The following is a 22325-nucleotide window of genomic DNA, read 5'->3' on the forward strand; positions in this document are numbered from 1 at the left end:
GGAATGGTAGCAGACTGCACAGATTCTGTAAAAGACGCCATTAACTATACTAACCACTAAATTCGTTACCCTAACAACCAAGTAGGCGCCCTAAAAGTCCGCGCCACTTGCTAAAACCTCGCTAATCAGTAGGCTAGAACTTGGTCAGTTCGTCGCGCACCTGCTCCATTAGCCACATGGGCGTGCTAGTGGCCCCGCAAATGCCCACCGATTGGCCCGGCGCAAACCAAGCGGGCGTGAGCTCGCCGGGACGCGACACAAAATGCGTCTGCGGGTTGGTGTCTTTGCACACCTGGTATAGCAGCCGGCCGTTCGAGCTTTTGGTGCCCGACACAAACACAACTTGGTCAAACTGCGCGGCAAAATGACGCAAATCCTGGTCGCGGTTGCTCACCTGCCGGCAAATGGTATCGTTAGCTTTCACCGCAAAGCCCCGGGTTTCCAGCTCACGCTTAAGCGTGTAGAACGAGTCGGTGCTTTTCGTGGTCTGGCTGTAGAGGGTAATATCGGGGGGTAGGTCGTGGCGCAGCAGCTCGTCTAGGCTCTCAAAGACGACCGCCTCGCCGCTGGTTTGGCCCAGCAAGCCGCGCACTTCGGCATGGCCGTGCTTGCCATAAATCAAAATCTTTTCGCGGCGGTCGAAGCTGGCCTTGATGCGGTTTTGCAGTTTGAGCACCACCGGGCAGCTGGCATCAATCAGGGTCAGGTTATTTTCCATGGCCCGCTGGTAAGTACTCGGCGGCTCGCCGTGCGCCCGAATAAGCACCGCTTCGTCGTGCAGCACCGCTAGCTGTTCGTAGTCAATAATGCGCAAGCCCTTGGCTTCCAGGCGCTGCACTTCTTCGTCATTGTGTACGATATCGCCGAGGCAGTATAAGTAGCCTTGTTCGGCTAGCAGGTCCTCAGCCATCTGGATAGCATAAACTACTCCAAAGCAAAAGCCGGAGTTGGGGTCGATGCGAATACTGAGGTGCAGGGCGGGATGCATACCGCTAAGCTAACTCGGAAATAGCGGTCAAGGTTGCTTAAAAAAGGATGTTTTAGCCTAAGTAACCCTCACAATTACAGAATTCTGAATTTGCCCTACCTTATTTTGAAGACTTGCTAATGCCCAATTATTTATTTCTAAAAGACAACCCATTTCTATCCCTTTACTTGCGCTAGGCGCTCGGCCTCGGCCTCCGATACGTGCCCACGCCCCACCAAAAAACCGCGCACCGTGCGAAAAGCTTCCTCATCCATGCCCGAACGTGGGTGCTGCAAGGCGGCATTGAGCAAGAAGGATTTATCTTCCTCCACGTGCTTGCTCAAACCCAAGAAGGGGGGTAAGTTGCTTTCCACTGAAAAGCGCAGAAAGCGAATTTCAGCGCTGGATGGGTCTAGGCTCACCGCTTGCTCGAAGGTGCGGGCGGCGTTTTGCACGTACGTCAGCTTGTTGAGCATTGAAGCATCGCGGGCCTTGATGGCCTCCGACGCCGCCTTGTAGCCGAGCACCAGCGCATCTTGCTGCTGGTAATCGTGCAGCAAGTTGTAGAATTTTTCGCCGGCTGCCTTATCGGCAGCGGCTTGCTCGTAGTGGCGGCGCAGGATGGCGGGCGAATAATCAGGCATCAGAAAAGAAGGAAATAAAGAAGAAATAAAAGTTGGTTCTGCCCACGGCAACGCACTTGCCCTGAGTTCAGTGGCCCTACCCCCCGCTAGCAACCCAAGCAAAATACAGGCATTCTTCATGTTGGCAAAGGTATGGCTGGCTAGTTGGCGAGGTAGCAAAATTGGTTAACCCGTGATGCGGTAGCGCAGCCACGAGCTCAGCAGCAGCAGCAATTTGGTGTTGTCGGGCAGGCGCACGCGCTCGGCCAGCACCTGGGTAGCCGGGGCCTGGCGAAGCTTATAAAACAGCTTGAGGTAGTAGACGTAGGCGAGGTACACGCCCATCCGCGCCGTGCGCGGCAACTGCTGAATACCGACGTAAGCCGCTTCAAAATCGGCCCGAATGTCTGCCTCAATCAGCCGTTTGGCCTCGTTGTCGAACTGCTCGTAGCGCAGCCCCGGAAAGTACACCCTACCCCGCTCCTCATAGTCGGAGCGGATATCGCGCAGAAAATTAACCTTTTGGAACGCCGCCCCCAGCCGGCGGGCCGGCGCCTGCAGTTGCTCAAACAGCGCCGGCTGCTGGTAGCAAAACACGCGCAGGCACATCAGCCCCACTACTTCGGCCGAGCCATAAATGTATTTCTCGTACAACTCCTGGCGATAGTTGCGGTCTTCTAGGTCCATCTCCATACTGCGCAGAAACGCATCAATGAACTCGCGGTCAATACCATACGTGTTTACCGCCCATTGAAAAGCGTGCAGCACGGGGTTTAGGCTGAAGCCCGCCGCAATGGCTGCGTAGGTATCGCGCTCAAACTGCGCCAATAGCGCCGCCTTGTCGTGGCTATGGAAGGTGTCCACAATCTCATCGGCCCAGCGCACAAAGCCATATACAGCGTAGATGGGCCGGTGCAAACCTTTATCCAACGTGCGGATTCCCAGCGAGAACGACGTGCTGTAGCGCCGCGTAATAAGCTGCGCGCAGGCCAGGCTGGTGTCAGTGAAAAGCTGTTCGTGGTCCACTGTTTAGTTTTTAATTTCTTTCAATACCTCGCCCGCCACTACCTGCCCCGAAATGAGGGAAGGCGGTACGCCTGGCCCCGGCACCGTGAGCTGCCCCGTAAAGTACAAGTTGTCAATCTTCTTACTCTTCAGCGTAGGCTTGAGAATCGCCGTTTGCTTTAACGTATTTGCCAAGCCGTAGGCGTTGCCTTTAAAAGAATGGTAATCGGCTACAAAGTCGCGGTGGGCATAGCTACGCTTAAATACTACCGCATCGCGAATGGGATGGCCGCAATGCTTCTCTAGCCTGTCCATCAGCATGTTGTAGTATTTTTCGCGAATAGCTTCGGGGTCGTCGAGGTCAGGGGCGACGGGAATGAGCAAGAATAGATTTTCCTGGCCTTCGGGGGCCACCGTGGGGTCGGTTTTGCTGGGCACCGAGGCATAGAATAGCGGCCGGCTGGGCCACTGCGGTGCCTCGTAAATTTCGTGGGCGTGCTGGCTGAAATCCTCGTCGAAAAACAGGTTGTGGTGCAGCAAATTAGCCAGCTTGCGGCTCACGCCCAAGTAAAACAACAACGACGACGGCGCCATGGTGCGCGAGTCCCAATACGCGGGCGAGTAGTGCCGGTGCTCGGGCTTTAATACTTGCTGCTCAATGTGCTGGTAGTCGGCGCCGGCCACCACCGCATTGGCAGGCCAGAAGCCGGTATCAGTGCGCACGCCGGTGGCGTGGCCGTTTTCGACCACTATTTCCTGCACTTCCTGGTTGTAGTGCAGCCCTACCCCCAGTTCTGCGGCCAAGCTCACCATACCCCGCACTATTTGGTGCATGCCACCCTTGGGGTACCAAGTGCCGAGGGCCAAGTCGGCGTAGTTCATAAGCGAATAAAGAGCGGGCGTATTCTCGGGAGTGGCTCCCAAAAATAGCACTGGAAACTCAATGAGCTTGAGCAGCTTAGGATGGCTAAAGAACTTGCGGGCGTGTTTGGCCATGCTTTGCAGCAAGTCGAGCCGCACCGCACCGCTGATTATCTGCCAGTCTACAAACTCCAGCACCGAGCGGCTAGGCAAGTGCACAAATTTGTTGATGCCGACCTCGTATTTATAAGCAGCCTGGGCCAAGAATTCGTCGAGCCGGGCGGCGCTGCCAGGTTCCAGGCTTTCAAACAGTTGCCGTAGCTCGGGCATGCCGGCGGGGATGGGCACCGTATCGTTCTCACCAAATACAACCTGGTACGAAGGGTCCAGGCGGATGAGGTCGTAGTAGTCGCTTACTTTCTTCCCAAACTTGCCAAAATAATCCTCAAACACGCCGGGCATCCAGTACCAACTAGGGCCCATATCGAAAGTAAAGCCTTGGCTTTCAAACACCCGGGCCCGGCCGCCGGGGCCGGCGTTCTTTTCGAGCAGCGTAACCTGCCAGCCGGCCTGGGCCAGCGTAGAGGCAGCCGAGATGCCCGCAAAACCGGCTCCGATAACAACTGCGTGGGGCATTCAGTGAATTGGTGAAGTAGGGAGTAAAAATTGCAATAATCTAGCAAAGTACCGGCAGCGGCTTCGTCAATACGCAGTTTTAGCTGCGGCAATTACCATTTTAGCAAAAAAAAGTCGCGCCTCCTGCTAGGCAGGAGGCGCGACTTTCGGTCGGCGGACGGGCAAGTTAGTCTTGCTCAGCTTCTTCGGTAAGTACGCTGCTAGTGCGGTCGGCGCCAGCAGGAGCGTACACCTGCAAGGCCGCCTTCAAGTCCTTGCGGGCAATGTGAATGCGGTTTTTGACGGTGCCAATCGGAATCTGGAGCTTTTCAGCAATTTCCAGGTATTTATAGCCGATGTAATACATCATAAAGGGCGTGCGGTAGTCGGTGCCGAGGCTGGCAATGGCCTCGTTGATGTCGCGCACCACAAAATCGGTGGTAGCCCCGTTGTGGGTAATGTAGTTCTCATCGGTGTTGAAGTACTGGAAGTACTCCGTCGAATCGATGTTGGAGCTACGTTTGGTAATCTTGTTATAGTTGTTAATGAAGGTGTTGCGCATGATGGTGTACAACCACGCCTTCAAATTCGTACCCGCCTTAAATTTATCTTTGTTAAGCAGCGCTTTTAGCAATGTTTCCTGGACAAGGTCCTTGGCATCATCAGCGTCGCGAGTGAGGTTCATCGCCACCGGGCGCAGCGATGACGATATTTTCTGCACTTGAGAAGTGAATTCCAGAGAAGTCATGTTGTTGAAGGGTTCGTAGCAGAATCTTAAACAAAGGTAAACGATAAGCAGAGAAATTATCCTGACGCCCACCTATTTTTTCAGCTCGAATCCCTAAGTATGCAGGCCTGGCAAAGTACGCACCTTAGCGAAACTAGGCCCAGCTTATCTGCTAATTTTCCACCAGTTCCCGCCCAACTTCTTGATTTACAAAGGGAATTAAATCCCGGAATTCGTGTAGGCACGCGGTTTGCAAGCACCCCTCGGGCAGGCCGGTAGCCTGCACAGCTAGCCCCCCAAAAAGCAATACGGTAGCCTCAGGGCACTGCTGGTGCAGCGCGGTGGCATAAGCTGCTACATGGCTGCGGGCGGGCACCGTAGTGAGCACCGTTGCCAGCACCGTAGGCCGAAAAGCTTGGGCAGCGGCCACCACATCGGCCAAGGCCAGGTTGGGGCCCAAGTATAATACCTGCTGGCCGCGCGCGCGCAGGGCATAATTCATGAAGAGCAAGGCTAGCTCGTGCCACTCTCCCTCGGGCAGGAAAAGCAGCCAGCGCGGCGCATCGGAGGTGGCCAGCGGCAGCAGGGGTAGGGCATCGGCCGAGGCCAGCAATTCTTGGCGCAGCAACTGCGCCACTAGGCGCTCTTGGGCCACGCCCAGCGAACCTTCCTTCCACGACACACTCAGGCGCTGGAGCACGGGATAGCCCAGCCGCAGAATAGCATCCTCGGGGCCAAGTTCGCTGATGGCTTCATCAAGCAGGTGGTGTAGGCGGGGCTCGTCGAGGTCGAGGGCGGCGGCTTGCAGGGCATTAATGCGCGCGCAGTCAGCGGGTTGCACTTCGTTGCAAAGCGCCAGGGCAGCAGCTTGGCACTCTTCCTCGCTCAGGCGCACCACCTGCGAGATGCGCTGCCCCCGGCCGCAGAGGGTAGCCACATTGAGCAACCGGCGCAGGTCGGCCTCGCCGTAGGTGCGGATATTGGTAGCAGTACGGTTGGGATGCAGCAAGTTATAGCGCTGCTCCCAAATGCGAATGGTGTGGGCTTTCACGCCGGAAAGCTGCTCCAAATCGCTGATAGAATAACGGGCCACGGAGGAGTTTTTGGGGAAGGATAGAGTAAAATTCCCGCCTCCGGCGCGCAGCCAGAGGCGGGAAACGCATAATTGAATAAGCTATAATTTCTGCTAAAGTAACCTCGCTGCGTTTCTAATACTTAATCCGCAACTCCCTTAAATAGTTTAAAAGCGTATTAATGGGCTTTGCGGGCGGCTTGCTGGCGGGCTAGGCGCAGGTATTTGGGCGATACCCACAGCAAGCCAAACTCCTCGGAGTGGTCGCGGCCCTGGGTTTTGTGGTGCATTTTGTGGGCCATATTGAGCGCGCGTAGGTACACGCTATCCGTCTTTTTCCAGAAGGGTAAGCGGCCGTGAATCAAGCCGTCGTGCACAAAAAAGTACACAGTACCGTAGGCAGCAATCCCTACCCCCACCCAAAACCACCAGTGCTGCCCATTGTTGCCGGTGAGGAATAGCGCAGTGGAGAGGGCGCCATAAATTACGAAAAACCAATCATTTCGCTCGAAGGGCCGAGGGCTGGGCCGCACGTGGTGCGAACTGTGCAACACCCACAGCGGCCCGTGTTGCACATACTTGTGCATAAACCACGCCCAAAACTCCATGAAGGCGAAGGTGATGAGCGTGATAAGAATGGCGAGGAGGGGGTTCATTCGCTAAATAACTATCGTCCGGCTGCGCTTGCCGAAGCAGGACGTTCTTTAGTACTTAGAAGAGTACTTACCAGTCTATTTTTTCCTTGTTCAAAAAGGCGGCAATGCCGCGGCGGCAATCTTCGGAGGCGCGGGCATCGGCGTTGCGCTCGGCGGCGTAACGCAGGCCGTCTTCGAGGTCAAGTTCGGGCAGGCGGGCCAGCATTTCCTTGGTAATTTCCATGCTGTGGGCCGAGTTTTCACGGGCCAGGCGCAGGGCGTACTCGCGCACGGTATCGGCCAGTTGGTCGCGCTCGACCACAAACGTAATAAGCCCGTAATCAAGCGCTTGCTGAGCCGAAAAGATGTCGCCGCTTAGCAGCAGTTGCTTGGTGCGCGCCTCGCCGATACGGCGCAACAAGAACACGCTTACCACGGCGGGCAGGAAGCCAATTTTCACTTCGGTGTAGCCAAACTTGGCTTCGGGCACGGCAAAGGTGAAATCGCAAAGCGTGGCGAGCCCGCAGCCGCCAGCCAGAGCGTGGCCCTGCACTTGGCCAATCACAATTTTTTTGAGTGTATAAATTTGGTAAAACAGCTGCATGAGATGCGTGCTGTCGGCCAGGTTTTCCTGATAGGTATTGTCTTGCAGCTCTTGCAGGTATTTGAGGTCGGCGCCCGCGCAGAACACGTCGCCGGTAGCGCGCAAAATGATAACTTTCACGTTGTCATCGGCTTCGGCTTGCTCGAAAGCCTGCTTCAGTTCGGTGACGACGTTGGCGCTGAGCGCGTTGCGCTTGGCGGGTCGGTTCAGGGTTATATAGGCCAGGCGGTCTTGCGCTTCGTATTGCAGAAAGCGTAAAGTGTCCAGCTCCGGGGTGTGGTAGTCGGTCATGATAAAGCAAAATACGGCGAAAGTGGGCGGCTGGGTTGGCTGGCCGGTCGAGGCTATCACTACTAGACTCGCTAGTGGAAGGCAAAAGGTTGCTTTGTGCGCTTGGGCGGGCAGTTACTGCCGAGGTACACCGCCAATAAATCGCTGAGATAAGCGAAGTGCTTCTACTTGGCGGGGGCCAGCTGGTAAGTAAAAGCGCCGCGCTCGTTCACATCCCAAGTCTGGAAGCCCGCGGCACGCAATGCCGAATCTTGCCGAGCGATGTACCAGCGCTTACACGACGAGTCGAACACCACCCGCGCCCGCGGGCCAAAATGCGCGGCTAAGGCATCGGGGTAGAGGTAAGGATTGCGGCGCAGCACCACCACGTCGGCCACAAATGGAGGGGTAGGGCTGGCTAGGCGCCGCAGCGTGCCGCTCACAAAAGCTACGCGCAGGCCGCGCCACTGGGCCAGCACCAGCGGCGCCGGGGGGTAGCGACGGGTAGCCTCGGCGCTGTCAGGCGGGGCCACTTGGCGCACGGGCACGGTAGCGCCGCGCCAGCCTACACAGTAGCGCGGCTGGGCTACGCGGCGCAGTATCAGGCTGGGGCGCAGGCGATAAGTGCGCTCGGTTTCGGAGAGGGGTAGCGAGTCGGCGGTGGCAAACTCCACGGCCGCGCCTTGCCAAAAGCCCACCACCGAGCGGCGCGGAATACTGTACACCACAAACTCGCGCACCGGAGCCCCGGCGTAGGCTTCGGCTACGCGGCTGCCTCCGTACAGGGCCAGCAAGGCCACGACCCAGCCCGCCCAGGCTAGCCGCCGCGAAGCCAGGAACACGCAAAATGCCCCAATCAACAAGAAAATCAGCAGCGTTTGGCCCTGGCTGAGGTGAATACCCCCGACTACGGCCCCCGGCAGCAGCCGGCCAACGAGGAAAATGTATTCGTTGAACAGCCAGATAAGTTTTTCAAACACCCAACCCATGGCCTGGGGCAGCCAGTCGAGCCACGGGCCAGCGCCGGCCGGCAGCACTAGGCCCAGGCCCGTTGCCAAGCCCTTAACCAGTAGCAGCCCTACCCCCACGTACACGGCCAAGCTCGAAATGGGCACCGCGATGAGGTTGGACAGCAAGAAGTTGAAGGGAAATTGATGAAAATAATACAGGCCTAGCGGGAAGGTGGCCACCTGCGCCGCCAGCGACAAGGCTGTGAGTTGCCAGCTGGCATCGGCCAGCCAGGCCGCGGCACGCCAGGCTTTTTGCGCGGCCGGCGCGTGCCAGCTGCGGCGCTGGTCGAGCACGCGGTTGCGCACATCGACCCAGCGCACGATGCGTGGCTGCAAGTACACGATGCTCAGCACGGCCAGGAAGGAGAGTTGAAAACCCACGTCGCAGAGCAGATAGGGGTTCCACAAGAGCAGGCCAAACGCGGCGGCGCTTAGGGTATTGAACAGGCTGCTTTGCCGCTCCCAGGCTTGCCCGATTATCACGAGCGTGAACATAACCGTGGCCCGCAGCACCGACGCCGATAAGCCCGTCAGAAAAGCGTAGCTCCAAATAAGGCCCAGCCCCAGCCCAGCCGTGAGCAGGCGCCGCCGCGCAGCAGAACCTCCTAGCGGCACCCGCGCCAGCAGCCATTGCAGCGCCGCAAACAGCAACCCTACTTGCAACCCCGACACCGCCATAATGTGCGTAGTACCCGTGTTGGCGTAGGCCTGCCGGGTTTCCTGGTCAATGTCATCTTTGAAGCCCAGCACCAGGGCCGTGCCTAGCGCATACTCGCGCAGCGAGGGCACGTAGCGCCGAAACACGCCATCGAGCACCGCGGCCGCCCGCTGGCTAATGGCCACCGGCCAGCTCAGCGGCGCGTGGCCCAGCACTTGGTACTGCCCCTGGTGCACATACTGGGAGTGGTACACTTGGTGGTATTATGGCTTTGCCGAACGGTGCCGGAATGTGCCGCCAAATATGCCCTAGCCGCCTGTTTTGCGCATTTGCACCGGACGAAACCGGCGGCTAGCAGCAGCCTTCTCCTCCAATACCGGGGGCATTTCGGGTAGCTGCCCCCGGTTTTCAGAAATTTGCCCCCGCTTTCTAACAGCTGACTCCCGCCCATCAGAAAGTATCTTCTGCCAGGCATCGAGCAGCCGCGGGCCATAGCGTTCCACGGTATCGGAGCCATACACCGAATCGGAGACATGGCCCAGAGCCAGTTCTTTTAAGGTTTGGTCCCCATCACTGGCCCAGGTGAGCAGCGTGGCCCCCGTATGACGGGCCGAGTGTGTGGTGAGCGCGTCCCAAATGGGCAGCACGGCCTCGTGCTTGACCTTGCCTGAGAAGGCTACCGTCACCACCTCCCGCGTGAGGCCGGCCGCCTCAGCTAGTTCGCGAATAGCATTGTTGCGGTGCCAGTTCGAGAGCACCGGTAGCCGGCCATTATAATGCTGCCAGATGGTGAGCGCCAGCGGCGGCAATGGTATCAGCACCGGCTCACCGGTTTTTTGCTGGTAGAGTTCAATGCACAGCGTCGGGCCGTGGCCGGGTAACTCGCGCAGCTGGGCGTGGTGAGGCTGCAAGGCGCGCAGGTCGGACTCGCGCAGCAACAACAGCACTTGAAAGAGAAAAACGTTGCGGTCCCGATCAAGGTGGGGCGGCAGCGGCGCGCTAACCAGCTGCAATACCTCGGCCCGTTGGAGGCCCACGGCCTTGGCGTGGCGAATGTTTTGCACTACCAGCCACTTAGGCGAGATGCGGCCGCTCATGTGGCAACATTCACGCAGAAACCAGTAGTGGCGGGTAAGCGTGCCGTCTTTATAGCCCTGACTATAAAGCCAGGTAGTGTACTGCGTCAAGCGCTCGCGCGTGAGTCCGCTGATGCGCCAGGTGGGGTCAAACGCTTCGAGGTGGCCAATCACCTGGTTGAAGCCGTTGAGGGCTGAAGTGGACACGCGGCCCACGTTGTCACGCTTCCAGCGCTCGTTAAATTCCTGCCATCTGGCCGTGTCGGGTAATGGCGCGTTGGGGTCGACTGGTGGTGCGGGTGGCGGTGCTACGGCCCGCTTCGAGCCAGCGCCGGCCTCGACGAGCGCCAGCTGCAGCTCAGCCACCGTCACGCTGGCTTCGGGCCGCCGGTCGGCTTCCGCCTTGAGGAACACGCCCTGTACGGCGGTGAGCAGTCGGCCCAGGCGTAGGTTCAGGGCATTGGCATCGGGCGCACTGGTGTGGATGCGTTTGGCCTTAGTGGGCTGCCAGTGGGTGGGCAGCACCTTAACACCCGTGGGCATTTTCCAGCGATGGCCACCGGCCCAGTGCAGGTCCCCGAAGATGGCCGCCCGGCCGGCTTTGTCGGGGCGGTCGAGGCGCTGGCGGAAGATGAGCTCCATGACGAGGTAACAGGATAGGCTCGGCAAGTTAGCGTTAGGTGCTAGTAGTGGTCGCAGCACTTAGCGGCCGTGGCAGTGCGTAAATAACACTTTACCTAGGGCATCACCTTGATGTCACCGTGGCCTTTGTAATAGACCTGCCTGTTGTTTGTGTTGTAGATGACGTAGTACATTCGGTAGAGCGTACCGCCGCTGAATTTATTGGCAGGATATAAAATACTGACCCCAAAACGCTTGAGCACACTATCTCTTAGGCCGTACTCCAGTGCCGTATAGTGCGCATCCACCAGGGTGTAGAGGATGCGTAGTTGACTGGATGGGATAGCCAAGTCCGTGTCGCGCAACAACGCTGAGAGTTGGGTTTTTCCCCCGATTACAACAGGATTCGGGTAGGCGGACACTTCCCAGGTGCTAGCCGGCAATTGCGGCTGACTGAAGTCGAGGTTATTCTCCGCAAACAAGCCCATCTCGGCGCTGTTCCAGGTGGCATCAGTCGTCCAATCTGTAGGGTCAGTCGGATTCGTGAGCGCCCGAGTAGCATCCCACCCGGTATAGCCGTCGTTTGCGCCGAAATCAATAGCCGGAACAGGAGTAGGAATAGGAGCAGGAACAGAAGTAACTTCTTCCTTACATGCGCCTAATGCAAGTAATAAACCGAATAGTACCAGGTAGTTAAAGTAACAGTATTTCATACCGACAAAGTTAAATATGGAGGAGGTTAACTTGCTCTTTTACATTGCCCCAAAGCAAGGACCGACTCTATATATTACTCTGTAAAAGTCTTGTGGTGAGCGGGGTTTTTCTGTTATAGGGGGCTGGCAGGAAGCTTCGCGTCCTGCATCTACTTTCTGGTGTTGTGGGGCGTGCTCTAGGCGCTGGTGGAATATGAGATTTATAAACTATTCTTCTGGAGGCATATGGACGGCTTGCCCCACCTTCCAAACACTGATTTCAGAAGTCAAGTCTATGCCATTTTCATATCCCAACGCATCTTTTAGAATTGCTTTTCCATTTATATTAGATGATATATACCTCACCATAACTGTTCTATCTTCTATTACAAAGGCATGAACGCCAGTAGCCTTTTTCAACAAAGTAGGGTCATGAATAGGGTGAATCACATGTTTAGATTTATCTGGATACCTAGGAGCCATCCTATTGCCACTGACGGTTATTATTCGTGCATCAGTATAGTCAATGCCAGGCACACGCAGTACAGATAGCGTAGGCCAGCGGATTCCTTGGTCTACCTCACTATTCGGTCTGCTAGTAAGCTGAGGAAAAAGTTCTGGGCTGTGGAGCAGCCCAGGAGGCGGAAATAAGTCCACTTCGATATACTCCTCCTCTTTCTGGAAGTGCATATTGATTAAGTAGCTACGGATAACATTATCCTCTTCCAGCTTTTGAAGCATAATAGCTGCATCACTATACCCCTCATAGCCACGTTCGTCTCCTAAAACTGCCAGATTGCCAAAAGAGAGACCCAATTCATCAGCTAGCTTCTCTAGCACCTTAAGCGATGGATTGCCTTTGCCAGCTTCATATAGGGCAATAGATGCTCTAGACACACCTACTAGATCAGCTAGATGACCCTGGCTTATCCTTTTTCGCTTCCTAGCATGCTCAATCTTGCGACCTAATAAAGATGCGCTTGATTCTGGTAGATTATCTATCGAAGGCCTGGGTACCGAATCCTTGTCAGCGAACAGTGGCGTGAGATCAAATTCAAGGACGTTAGACAGTTTCGTTAATGTTTCAATTGTAGGCCTGTTCAGCGCCTTTTCAAATTGAGATATAGCACCTCCTGACACACCAACCTGCTCACCTAGCTGATTTTGAGTGAGTTTAGCTTTTTTGCGCAGTTCTAAGAGCTTGTTGCTTAACAAGGTTGGAGCACTCATGGCAAAATAATCTTGCTGATAACCAATATTTTATTATCTGTAAAGCATTTTATTGCACTACAGATTATACATTCAAGTGTCACATCCGTACATTCGTGAAGTGATAGGCAGACTGATGGCAAAAGTAGGGTCCACTTGAAGTAAAGCAAGCAATTTATAGCATCATGACTAAAGAAAATGCGAATCTTAAGCAGTTATTACCCCATGGGGCTATTACTGCTATAGCTAAGAAGCTTGGCATCCGGCAGCCTTCGGTTAGCGAGGCCCTACGCCGTGGTAAACCGGGAAATGCCTGTGTTCAGGAAGCCCTGCGCATAGTTCGCGAGTCGGGGGCATTAGAAGCTCAGCAAACGCTCAATAGTCTCAAAGCTGCTTAACCTTATGGCAGCCCCTACCCCCCGCCGCCAAGTAGCTACCGCTACGCCCGCCACTTCAGTGACTGGGGCTACCATTACTGCTTTGCCTGAGCTACATTTCACAATGGCCAACGGCCTGCTGGTGGTGCGCGACGCGGCGACCGTGGTTACCTTATTGCAGAATGAGCAAAGGGCCCGGCTGGCCGCCGAAGCCGAGCAAGCGGCGCTATCTACGGTTTACCGGCTCTCGGGCGAACCCGATGAAAGCCGCCCGTACGGTGGGTTGCTTACTCGTCGACTAGACATCAGCGAGCGCACGTTGGGCGACCTACTACGCGATGGCCGCCTACGCTATACCTGCGCCGGCAAGAAGAACTACCGGGTCAGCGAGCTAGCGGTTCGAGAGTTCTTAGGTGACGCACCCATCTAAATTCCACACTGATTTTCAGGGACTTTATATCCGGTTGGACTCCCAGCCCAGCCACGCTTTTGCTTACTCTTTTCTTCTCATTCCCCCTCCCAACCCATGTTAGATTACCAAAAGAATTACACCCACAAGACTGCTAAACGCGAACGTAAGGTCTACAAGAAACTGCTCGCTCAGTATCACCAACTCCTCTCTGCTGCTGATGAGGGCGTGTTTGAAATAACAGTTCGTAGCCAAAGCGGCGCCATCACGGTACCAGTATCGCTAGGGGACGGCGGCCAGCTCACAGCGGACTTAGTTGACTGCTTTGCCGGGCGTATTCAGCTACTGGAGCGCAACCTCAATAACTCGCTTATCGAGATTGGCTTCGAAACGAAGAAGGGCCGCGAGAAGAAGCAGAAAAAGCAAGCGCAATGGGCCGCTGAAACTGCGGCTCAGGTCGGTGCAGAGGGGAGGCTGGTAGCATGAGGGCGCTCGTAGATATTGTATTCGAGAGGAAGCACCTCACTAAAATGACCAAGGGTTTAATAAACCGCACAGGCTTTATTTCTATCTCTTGTATTATCAAAGTGCATGGCCAGCGCGCACAGGCAAGGTTTGAAGCCGGCCACCTAACCACTGCCGATAATTGGAGTACTGATGGCGGTGGGCGGGTACTAGGTAAAACACCTGCTGACCGTCATATTGATAGCCAGCTTGTTAAGATGCGTGATGACTTAAACGACATTCACGCCGACTTAGAGCGCCAGGGCAAGACCGTAACGGCCCGCCGGATTCTGGATATCTACCGCAATCCCCGTACGCACCTAAGCCTGCTAGACTTGATGCAAGCGATGCTCAAAGAGGAAAAAAAGCTAGTTGGGGTAGAACTGGCGCTGGGCACTTATACGGGCCATAAATCCCGCTTTAAGAAAGTAGCGCAGTTTCTAGCCGCGCACAATCTGAGCGACTTGCATCCTAGCGAGTTCACTTATAGCACGGCCGATAAGTTCCTGCATTGGCTTTTGCTCGACCAGAAGTTTGGTCGCAATTCAGCCGTGAAGGGGGTGCAAGTGGTGGGCATGGTGCTGGCGTGGGGAGTGCGGCGCGAGTTGCTCGACGTGAATCCCATGCAGCAGTATAAGTATAAGCTGGCTCCCCCAAAGGATATTATTTACTTAATGGCAGAGGATGTAGCCGAGCTGGCTGCTTTCCCCCTAGAAGAACCCACCCTGCAAAAAGTGCGGGATGCCTTCATTTTGCAATGCTGGACAGGGCTAGCCTATGCCGATTTACTAGCGCTGAATGTGCGGCGCGATGTAGAAAACTACATTGACCAACAAGGAGTAAAGCGGCGCCTGTTGCGAGTGCGACGGCAAAAAAGTACTTACGTCAAGAACTACGAGTGCATAATACCCTTGCTGCCAGAAGCCGAGCGCATCCTGACGCAGTATAACGACAAGGTGCCCATTTTCACCAACCAGGCTTATAACCGCTACCTCAAGGAGATAGGCGCGCGCCTGGGATTTTCACCCGAGCAAATGACTACCCATGTAGGCCGCAAAACAGCGGGGGTGCTCATGCTCAATCTAGGTGTTCGCATGGAGGTGGTAAGCAAGTACCTAGGCCACCGTTCGGTTACTATGACGGAGCGTATTTACGCCAAGATATTGGATAAGACGCTGATAGAAGACTTTGGGCGCGTGTTTTATAATGCCACCCAGACACCTGAGCCGGCACAGCCGCAGGAAGTGGGTGGACGTGTGGTCCCCCTATGGGCTGAGGCCACCCTAGTTCGAAAGGAGGCCGCCAGTGCGTAGCTATCCACTCGACTACCGCCCGGGTCTCTACGACCTGCCCCCCACGGCCGCCATAGCGTTTCGGTTTCACCAGGGCCACAAGCTGCTGCTCTATAGCCAGGGCCAGATTTACGAGGGTGACCTGATTGAGCCCGAGCGCTGGCACCATGTACCGGCGGGCTTACGGCTTTTTATCCGTCTGCGGGGTGGGCTTGAAACTGCTCCCATCGTGGGGGCGCAGTTGCTGGCCAACCACCTGTTTCGCCCTGACCCGCTACCCGATGCCAGCAACTGCGGACTGGAGCTGGACCTGAACCCTGACCGGCCACCGGGGCAGAAGCCCACGGAGGGGGAGCTAGTGCGCTGGCAGAGTTCCCACTTCCAAACCCTTTTTGTGTACTGGGAGCGCGCCGGCAAGGCCGCCCCGAAGCGTGACGTGTGATGCTAGTTTCCTTTTATCCTGACTCCGTAACCACTGCTGGTCAGACGCTGGAGTTGCCCGAGGTGCTGGCTGGCATTCGGGACGGCCGCTGGCGCACCGCAGTGGAGGCCGCCCGCGCCGCCCTAGGCGACAAAGCTGCCTATGCCAGGGCCAAACGGAGGCTACCCGGCTTCACCACCTCGGGCACATTCAGTGCCCGCGAAGACGGGAAGCTGTTGCATCATTCGGGGCTGCTGTGTCTCGACATTGATGCCAAGGACGCCAACGCGGGGGTTGACTTGGTGGCAGCCCGGCGGGCCATTGAAACGGATAGCTACGCCTACGCCGTGGGCACCAGCACCGGCGGGGTGGGCTTCTTCGTGCTGGTGCCCATCCCGGCCGAGGACCACAAGGGCAGCTTTCGAGCGCTGGCGGCCTATTTTCAGGCTGAGTACGGCGTAGCGGTTGACCCCAGCTGCTCGAACGTGAGCCGGCTGCGCTTCGTCAGCTATGACCCCGCGCTGTGCCTGAATGAGCAGGCAGCTACTTTCGAAGAGACGCTGCCCGAGCCGAGAGCCAAGCAGCCTGTCCGGATGCTGTCAGGGGCACCCTTCACGGCCCCGGACCTGCGCAATGCTGACACAGAGGCGACGCTGATTGCCATCGGCGTCAAGATGATTCAGCAAGCTCCCGAGGGCGGCAAGCATGACGCCGTACGCGATGCGGCCCATATGGTGGGTGGGTACGTAGGCTCAGGTTTCGTTGACGCGGGCCGGGCTTACGATGCCCTGCTCTCCGCAGTGCTCGCTAAAGAGAATGTGGCCGACCTTAAAAATGCCGAGAAATCGCTGCATTCCGGACTTTACAAAACAGGCCCCGCCAAACCGCTGCTACCTGAGTGGCTTCAGCTACGGGTACGCAAAGAATTACGAGAGGCCCGGCAGGCCTACGGGACGGTGGTAACGCTGGCGCAGGAAATTGCCACCCAGGCCCACGTGCCGCTGGCCAGCGTGCAAGCCGCCATCGAGGCACTGGCTAAGGAACAACAGCAATCTCCCACGCTGCTCACCTTCTGGTACCTGCAGCCGCCAACCAAGCGCGACGGGCCGGCTAAGGTGCAGCTCAGCGATAACGATTATAAGAACTGGCTGGCCGCTGAAGGCTTCCGCAAGTACCGCATCGGCGAAGCCAGCTACCTCATTGTGCGAGTGCAGGCGAACATCGTGCACCGGCAGGACGGCGGGCAGCTGCGGGACTTCGTGAATGCCTATCTTGATAACCTGCCCTATGAGTTTGACGGGGGGGTGTACCGCTTCCAGATTCAGAACTTGGTGCTTGCGAAGGACGGTAAGTATTATGACCCTAAGTTTCTGCAAAACCTGCCGAGTCTCGACCAACCATTCCTGCGTGATGAACGGGAGCAGGCCTACTTCTTCTTTACCAACTGCTGGGTGCGGGTCAGCGCCACCGAGCGCCAGGCGTTGCCCTACGCCGAGCTACCCGGCCTTATCTGGACCGAGCAGGTGCGGCCGCACCACGTGGTACTTATTAGCCGTCCCGAGGCTGAGCAGTGCGACTTTCATGCTTTCACGACTAATGTGAGCGCCCAGGATACCACCCGCCTGAGGGTGCTGCAAAACGCGCTGGGCTATTTGTTACATGGATACAAAGAAGAGCTCAATGCGCGTTGCGTCATCTTCCTTGATGAGGTGGCCACCACCGGTAAGCCCGACGGGCGTACGGGCAAGAGCTTGCTGATCCGCGCCGTGGGGGAACTCATCAAAGTGACCCTGATACCCGGTGCCACATTTCGTTTCGAAGACAGCTTTCGGTTTTCGCGGGTAGACCTCGATACCCGTATCCTCTACTTCGACGAGTGGGACGGCCGGAGGCTGCCTTTCAAAAAGCTGTTTACCGAAATCGTATCAGAGCTGGCCGTCAACAAAAAGAACCAGCCTGAATTCATCATTCCTTTCGCGGACGGACCTAAGTTCGCCATGACCACCAACGACGTGCTACTGGGCGACGGCAGCAGCCACGAGGGCCGAAAGCTAGAGATTCCGCTGGCGCCCCACTACTCGGCCACCCACACGCCGAAGGACGAGTTTGGCCGTGGCTTCTTTCGGGAAGGCTGGGAAACAGATGTGGCCGAGTACAATCGTTTCTTCAACCTGGCCCTGTTCTGGGTGCAAAGCTTTCTGGCCAGTGGCCGGCAGTTGCAGCAGCTACCCTCAGCCACGCTGGCGGCCCGCAAGCTGGAGCAGGAGACGGGGACTGAGTTTATAGAATTTGCGGCTGAATTGGTGGCGGCGGGCGTGCCCACCAATGAGCCAGGTATTTGGGCGGCTGATGCTTTTGGCCGCTACCAGACGGAGACGGGCGACCGACGCACCAGCTACCAGCGCTTTAATAGCTGGCTGGTAAAGCTGGGATTCGAGAAGAAAAAGTGGCGAGTTAAGGACTCTCGTTGTGATCAGACTTACCTGTTACTACCAGTGGCTGCGGCTAACTTTTAAAATTGAAAGTTAGCCGCAGCGTTACTTACTGTGAGTCAACATACTACACAGTGCTTTACTGCTTCAAAAAGCACCTTTTACATTTCAGCCTATACACTTTACATGTTTTGTATTTTTCTTATTTATAAATACGCGGATAATAAGAAAAATACAAATTATATGGAGCAAGCTGAAAACATTGTCTACCCCCTTTCTAAAACCTGCAAAAAAGCATCCTAGCACCATCAAAAACGCTGATTTTTCTGCGGCCAAGTTGAAAAATAAAAAGTTAGCCGCAGCCTCCTTTTTACCTCTCGCCTATTCTATGCCGATCATCACCCCCTACCCATTGGCAAGTAGATGCACCCTGCTACTTACCAATCGGCTTGGTAAAAATTAAAGTCGTAAAAACAGCACCCCCATTCGCATACTCAGCACCTGGAATAGTTGCCTGCACTTGATATCCTTGCTGATAGAGCTTACTAAGAGCATCAAAATAGCCCTTTGACGCACGCTGATTTTTTGAGACTTTATCGGCCCACTCAGAGCTAACCTCTTCGGGCTCTTGCCCAGCCCGCTCAATGGTTAAGTGAATATGGCCAATAACCTCTGCTACCCGCACCACTACTATATCTGCCCCACCTGTCTGCGCCATTACCGGCTGCGAAGTCAGTGATAGTAGGTACGCTCCGAAGAATATCAGTTTTTTCATGGCGGCGAAGATAACCGCACCACTTATGCTTAATCTACCCTCCCTCATGCCCACCTCTGCAAAACCCCTTCCTCAGGACGTACCCACGCTGACGGTTTACCGCAGCAGCCTCGTTAACCTCAACGGCGAAGCCACCCGCCGCACCCACGGCCCTCATGCCCACGTCGACCTACTGCCGCCAGCCCGCAAGGGTGACTGCTGGCGGCTGGACCGCCGGGCCGGCTCGCCCTACCGCCTGCACGGCAGCACCGACCGCGGTCACCTACGCTTTCGGGCGCTCTACCGCAGCAACCTGCTCTTTGCTGACCAGCCCGCCGAGGTCACGGCCCTGCGCTTTGTACTGGCGCCTGACCCCGATAGCCCTGAGTTATTTCGGCTGCAGGTAGCCTAAGGCATGTTGCACAATTCTGCGCAACAAAACTTATCCTAAAATTAGCTTCCACATGCTCACCACTAGACCTTTGAGCATGTCCCCTTCTACAGTTGTCTACAATCCAACGCACGCACCTGAGTGGCCGCCCTTGCCCACTTGGCGGGCGGCTTTTCTGGGTGCGTTGGGGCTGAACGGCAATGTAACGGACGCTGCCAAAGCCGCGGGCATTGCGCGCGACACCGCTTACAAAGCCAAGGCCCGCAACTCCGACTTTGCTGCCGACTGGCAGACGGCCGAAAAGATCGCTAGCGACGTGCTATTGCGCGAAGCCTGGCGCCGGGCAGTGGAGGGTGGCCGTACCTACAAGTTCACCAAGGACGGCGATCCCATCATGCACCCGGAGACGGGTGAGCCCTACTATGAAATGGTCTACAGCGATGCGTTGCTGACGCTGCTGCTCAAGGCCCGCCTACCCGAGCAATTCAGCGATAAGCTGCGCGTCGAGCAAACCATCAAGCAGGAACCAGCTTATGACTTGAGCAAGCTCACGCCCGAAGACAAGCTGGCACTGCTGGCCATGAAACGGCGACTAGCCGCGGCGCAGGCCGAAACCAATGGCGAGGAGGGCCTGGCCGATGGTTGAAGAAATCGACTTCAGCACGCTGCTGGCCGAGGTCAGCGAAGACGAGTTGGTGGCTAGCCTCTGCCGCGATAGCTTCTACCAGTTCTTCTTGGAGTTTTGGGAAACCATTGAGGCCGTGGAACTCGTGCCTAACTGGCACATTCGCTACCTCTGCGACCAGTTGCAGGAAGTCTACACCATTTGGGAAGCCAAGCAGGCCCAGCCCGATGTGCTCATCAACGTGCCGCCGGGCACTAGCAAGAGCACCACCGTTACCCAGCTCTTTCCCGCTTGGCTCTGGCTTAAGCGGCCCAGCATCCGCATCCTGAGTAGCAGCTTCGCGGCGCCACTGGCCATCAGCCACGCCGTGAAAACACGCCTGTGTCTGAAATCCGCCAAGTTCGCTCGCCTCTTTCCTGGCCACCTTGAGTTTCAGGACGACCAAGACGGCAAAACCGACTACCGCAACACGGCCCTGGGCCAGCGCTACACCACCAGCACCGGCACCGGCGGGGCCATGGGTAACCACGCTGACTTTATCATCCTTGACGACCCGCTCAACCCGCAGGCGGCCGTGAGCGAGGCGGGCCAGGCAGCAGCTTCCGCCCACCTCAAGACCCTGGCCACCCGCAAAACGGATAAGGCCCGCACCGTCACGATTTTGGTGATGCAGCGCGTGCATGAAAAGGACCCTGCCGGCGAGTGGCTGGCCTCGGGCCGACCGCTGCGCCATATCTGTTTGCCAGGTGAGTTGACCAAAGACGCCACCACGGGCGAAGTTGGGGCGCAGGTGCGTCCGCTTGAGCTTCGGGCCCGCTACGTCGACGGCCTACTCGACCCGCAGCGCCTCTCGCGAGTGGCGCTGCAAGGGCTACAGTTGACACTGGGCTCCTACGGCTACGCGGGGCAGGTACAGCAGCTCACGGCTCCTGATGAGGGCGGCCTACTCAAGAAAGCGTGGTTTCGCACCATCAGCTACGAAGCGTTTCTGGCGCTGGCCGGCCGAGTGGGAGCAACCTGGCTTTTTGACGCCGACACCGCCTATACCGAAAACCAGAAAAATGACCCCAGCGCCCTACTCGCCAGTTGCTACCTCGGCCAGACGCTCTATGTACGCTACGCGGGTGAGATGTGGCTGGAGCTACCCGAGCTTAAAAAGCGGCTGTTTGAGCTCGTAACCCTCCACGGCTACACTAGAAGCAGTAAGCTCCACGTCGAGCCCAAGGCCTCGGGCAAAAGCGTGGTGCAAGAACTGCGCAGCATTACTCAATTAAACGTGGTGGAAGCGCCCACGCCCACCGGAAGCAAGCTTGAGCGGGTCAATAGCGTCTCGCCCTTCATCGAGGCCGGCCGCGTCGTGCTCCTCGATGGCAGCTGGAACGAGCCCTTTATCAGCCAGTGCGCCAGCTTCCCCAATGCGGCCCACGACGACATGCTCGACTGCTTGTGCCAGGCTATTGCCCGCTACAATCTGAAGCCCAGGAGCCGCAGTTCTCCCTCCTCACTTGTCACGATAGGTGGCCGATAAGTCAACTCCTTACATTCAAAAACACCAACCCTTACCTCAATTTTTATGCTTGTATCCTCTTTGACGCCAGCCGAAGCTTTAATTCAGTTTGACAAAGACGCGGCCTACATCGAAAGCCTGACCGCGGCCAAGGTCCCCACCCTCACGATTGACGCTGACCCCGATGGGGAAGGCACTGAAGAACCTATCTCGTTGACTTTTCTGAAAGAGGAAGGGCTGGCGCGCGTCAAAGAAGTACTGCTGGCTGAAGTGCGCCGGAGCCAGCGGCTACTGGAGGAAGAATTAGCTGCTGGTATTACTCCCACCCATTACGCCCCTGCCTCATGCCCGAATTCCTAATCGCTGCCGACGGCACCAAAACGCATGCCATGCCTACCCGCTGGGCGGACCTCACTGTAGCGACCTGTGTGCAACTAGCCAGGCCAGATAGCCCTCCCATCGAACAGGTACTCTCAGGGCTCACAGTCGAGCAAGTAACTCAGCTCAGTGAAGATGAGCAGGCCACGCTTACTCGCCAGCTACTGTTCTTTTTCGACATTGAGCCCTTGCAGCAGCTGCAGCCTACGCCCGGGCTGTTCGAGGTTGGACACTGCGCTTACGGGCGTTATTGCCAGGCACAGGAGTGGTTAGCCACTCAGTCTAGCGCACCGGAACTGGCGCGCGGCGCTTACCTCTACGCCTTATTCCGCCACCCTACTAGCAGTCGTGCTACTGATCAGGAGTTAGCAGCAGCACATGCGGTCGTACTGGCTAGCCCCGTGACGGAGGTGTACGCCGACTGCCTGTTTTTTCTGGCCAGTTACGAGCGGGCCTTGAGCGGTAACCTGCCCGCTGGTCTGTACCAGCCAGGCTTACGACGCATAGTCCCACTGCAGGTTGACAAGCCGCAGTCCCTTGGTCGGCGACTCCTGGCTACTCTCACCCGCGTAGGCGGTAGCCCCTCCTAA

General features: G+C 56.7%; 24 protein-coding genes. 11 read left to right on the plus strand and 13 right to left on the minus strand.

Annotation, left to right across the window (positions count from 1 at the left end):
- Positions 1–133: 133 nt before the first annotated feature.
- The 12 genes from GO988_RS17185 to GO988_RS17240 all read right to left on the minus strand — a co-directional run bounded on the left by GO988_RS17185 (position 134) and on the right by GO988_RS17240 (position 12666).
- A complete protein-coding gene (locus GO988_RS17185) occupies positions 134–988 on the minus strand; it encodes a 4-hydroxy-3-methylbut-2-enyl diphosphate reductase (protein WP_198172857.1) in 855 nt (284 codons plus the stop codon).
- A gap of 155 nt (positions 989–1143) precedes the next feature.
- Positions 1144–1611: a hypothetical protein gene (locus GO988_RS17190; RefSeq protein ID WP_157567808.1), complete on the minus strand. Its 468-nt coding sequence runs from the start codon at positions 1609–1611 to the stop codon at positions 1144–1146.
- 165 nt (positions 1612–1776) lie between these two features.
- On the minus strand, positions 1777–2616 hold the full coding sequence (locus GO988_RS17195; RefSeq protein ID WP_317164906.1) for a phytoene/squalene synthase family protein: 840 nt from the start codon (positions 2614–2616) through the stop codon (positions 1777–1779).
- 3 nt (positions 2617–2619) lie between these two features.
- Positions 2620–4092: a phytoene desaturase family protein gene (locus GO988_RS17200; RefSeq protein WP_157567810.1), complete on the minus strand. Its 1473-nt coding sequence runs from the start codon at positions 4090–4092 to the stop codon at positions 2620–2622.
- Between the two features lie 166 nt (positions 4093–4258).
- A complete protein-coding gene (locus GO988_RS17205) occupies positions 4259–4819 on the minus strand; it encodes an RNA polymerase sigma factor (RefSeq protein WP_157567812.1) in 561 nt (186 codons plus the stop codon).
- 151 nt (positions 4820–4970) lie between these two features.
- On the minus strand, positions 4971–5891 hold the full coding sequence (locus tag GO988_RS17210) for a MerR family transcriptional regulator (RefSeq protein WP_157567814.1): 921 nt from the start codon (positions 5889–5891) through the stop codon (positions 4971–4973).
- Between the two features lie 158 nt (positions 5892–6049).
- Positions 6050–6526 carry a sterol desaturase family protein gene (locus tag GO988_RS17215; protein ID WP_157567816.1) on the minus strand — a complete coding sequence of 159 codons (477 nt, stop codon included), beginning with the start codon at positions 6524–6526 and terminating at the stop codon, positions 6050–6052.
- A gap of 67 nt (positions 6527–6593) precedes the next feature.
- The gene (locus tag GO988_RS17220; protein ID WP_157567818.1) at positions 6594–7400 is read right to left on the minus strand and encodes an enoyl-CoA hydratase/isomerase family protein; all 807 of its coding nucleotides are present in this window, start codon (positions 7398–7400) and stop codon (positions 6594–6596) included.
- Positions 7401–7564: 164 nt separating this feature from the next.
- The gene (locus GO988_RS17225) at positions 7565–9301 is read right to left on the minus strand and encodes a ComEC/Rec2 family competence protein (RefSeq protein ID WP_157567820.1); all 1737 of its coding nucleotides are present in this window, start codon (positions 9299–9301) and stop codon (positions 7565–7567) included.
- 54 nt (positions 9302–9355) lie between these two features.
- Positions 9356–10765: a site-specific integrase gene (locus GO988_RS17230; protein ID WP_157567822.1), complete on the minus strand. Its 1410-nt coding sequence runs from the start codon at positions 10763–10765 to the stop codon at positions 9356–9358.
- Between the two features lie 95 nt (positions 10766–10860).
- Complete coding sequence (locus GO988_RS17235) at positions 10861–11457, minus strand: hypothetical protein (protein ID WP_157567824.1); 597 nt, start codon at positions 11455–11457, stop codon at positions 10861–10863.
- A 207-nt stretch (positions 11458–11664) separates the two neighbouring features.
- Positions 11665–12666 (minus strand): helix-turn-helix domain-containing protein, encoded by a 1002-nt coding sequence (locus GO988_RS17240; RefSeq protein ID WP_198172859.1) that lies wholly within the window; start codon positions 12664–12666, stop codon positions 11665–11667.
- 164 nt (positions 12667–12830) lie between these two features.
- On the opposite strand from GO988_RS17240, the gene GO988_RS17245 reads away from it, so the two are divergent.
- From GO988_RS17245 to GO988_RS17270, 6 genes are all read left to right on the plus strand, one after another.
- Positions 12831–13043 carry a hypothetical protein gene (locus GO988_RS17245; protein WP_157567826.1) on the plus strand — a complete coding sequence of 71 codons (213 nt, stop codon included), beginning with the start codon at positions 12831–12833 and terminating at the stop codon, positions 13041–13043.
- 4 nt (positions 13044–13047) lie between these two features.
- Entirely contained in the window at positions 13048–13452 is a 405-nt protein-coding gene (locus GO988_RS17250; protein WP_157567828.1) for a hypothetical protein, read from the plus strand.
- Between the two features lie 96 nt (positions 13453–13548).
- Positions 13549–13917: a hypothetical protein gene (locus GO988_RS17255; RefSeq protein WP_157567830.1), complete on the plus strand. Its 369-nt coding sequence runs from the start codon at positions 13549–13551 to the stop codon at positions 13915–13917.
- A 236-nt stretch (positions 13918–14153) separates the two neighbouring features.
- Positions 14154–15248 carry a site-specific integrase gene (locus tag GO988_RS17260; RefSeq protein ID WP_198172861.1) on the plus strand — a complete coding sequence of 365 codons (1095 nt, stop codon included), beginning with the start codon at positions 14154–14156 and terminating at the stop codon, positions 15246–15248.
- A complete protein-coding gene (locus GO988_RS17265) occupies positions 15241–15669 on the plus strand; it encodes a hypothetical protein (RefSeq protein WP_157567834.1) in 429 nt (142 codons plus the stop codon). Before GO988_RS17260 ends, GO988_RS17265 begins: the two co-directional genes overlap by 8 nt.
- Positions 15669–18164 (plus strand): BT4734/BF3469 family protein, encoded by a 2496-nt coding sequence (locus GO988_RS17270; protein ID WP_232341592.1) that lies wholly within the window; start codon positions 15669–15671, stop codon positions 18162–18164. The genes GO988_RS17265 and GO988_RS17270 overlap by 1 nt, the downstream gene beginning before the upstream one ends.
- A 349-nt stretch (positions 18165–18513) precedes the next feature.
- Here the strand turns inward: GO988_RS17270 and GO988_RS17275 are convergent, their stop codons facing one another.
- Positions 18514–18855, minus strand: coding sequence for a hypothetical protein (locus GO988_RS17275; protein WP_157567837.1), 342 nt, complete (start codon positions 18853–18855; stop codon positions 18514–18516).
- A 46-nt stretch (positions 18856–18901) separates the two neighbouring features.
- Between GO988_RS17275 and GO988_RS17280 the strand changes: the two genes are divergently transcribed.
- From GO988_RS17280 to GO988_RS17300, 5 genes are all read left to right on the plus strand, one after another.
- Positions 18902–19246, plus strand: a complete 345-nt coding sequence (locus tag GO988_RS17280; protein WP_157567838.1) for a hypothetical protein — start codon at positions 18902–18904, stop codon at positions 19244–19246.
- A 76-nt stretch (positions 19247–19322) separates the two neighbouring features.
- Positions 19323–19871: a hypothetical protein gene (locus GO988_RS17285; protein WP_157567839.1), complete on the plus strand. Its 549-nt coding sequence runs from the start codon at positions 19323–19325 to the stop codon at positions 19869–19871.
- Positions 19864–21378, plus strand: coding sequence for a phage terminase large subunit (gene terL, locus GO988_RS17290; RefSeq protein WP_198172863.1), 1515 nt, complete (start codon positions 19864–19866; stop codon positions 21376–21378). Before GO988_RS17285 ends, terL begins: the two co-directional genes overlap by 8 nt.
- Before the next feature lie 45 nt (positions 21379–21423).
- A complete protein-coding gene (locus GO988_RS17295) occupies positions 21424–21717 on the plus strand; it encodes a hypothetical protein (RefSeq protein ID WP_157567841.1) in 294 nt (97 codons plus the stop codon).
- Positions 21702–22325 carry a hypothetical protein gene (locus GO988_RS17300; protein ID WP_157567842.1) on the plus strand — a complete coding sequence of 208 codons (624 nt, stop codon included), beginning with the start codon at positions 21702–21704 and terminating at the stop codon, positions 22323–22325. The genes GO988_RS17295 and GO988_RS17300 overlap by 16 nt, the downstream gene beginning before the upstream one ends.

The sequence above is a fragment of the Hymenobacter ginkgonis genome (genome assembly GCF_009755225.1).
GTDB lineage: Bacteria > Bacteroidota > Bacteroidia > Cytophagales > Hymenobacteraceae > Hymenobacter > Hymenobacter ginkgonis.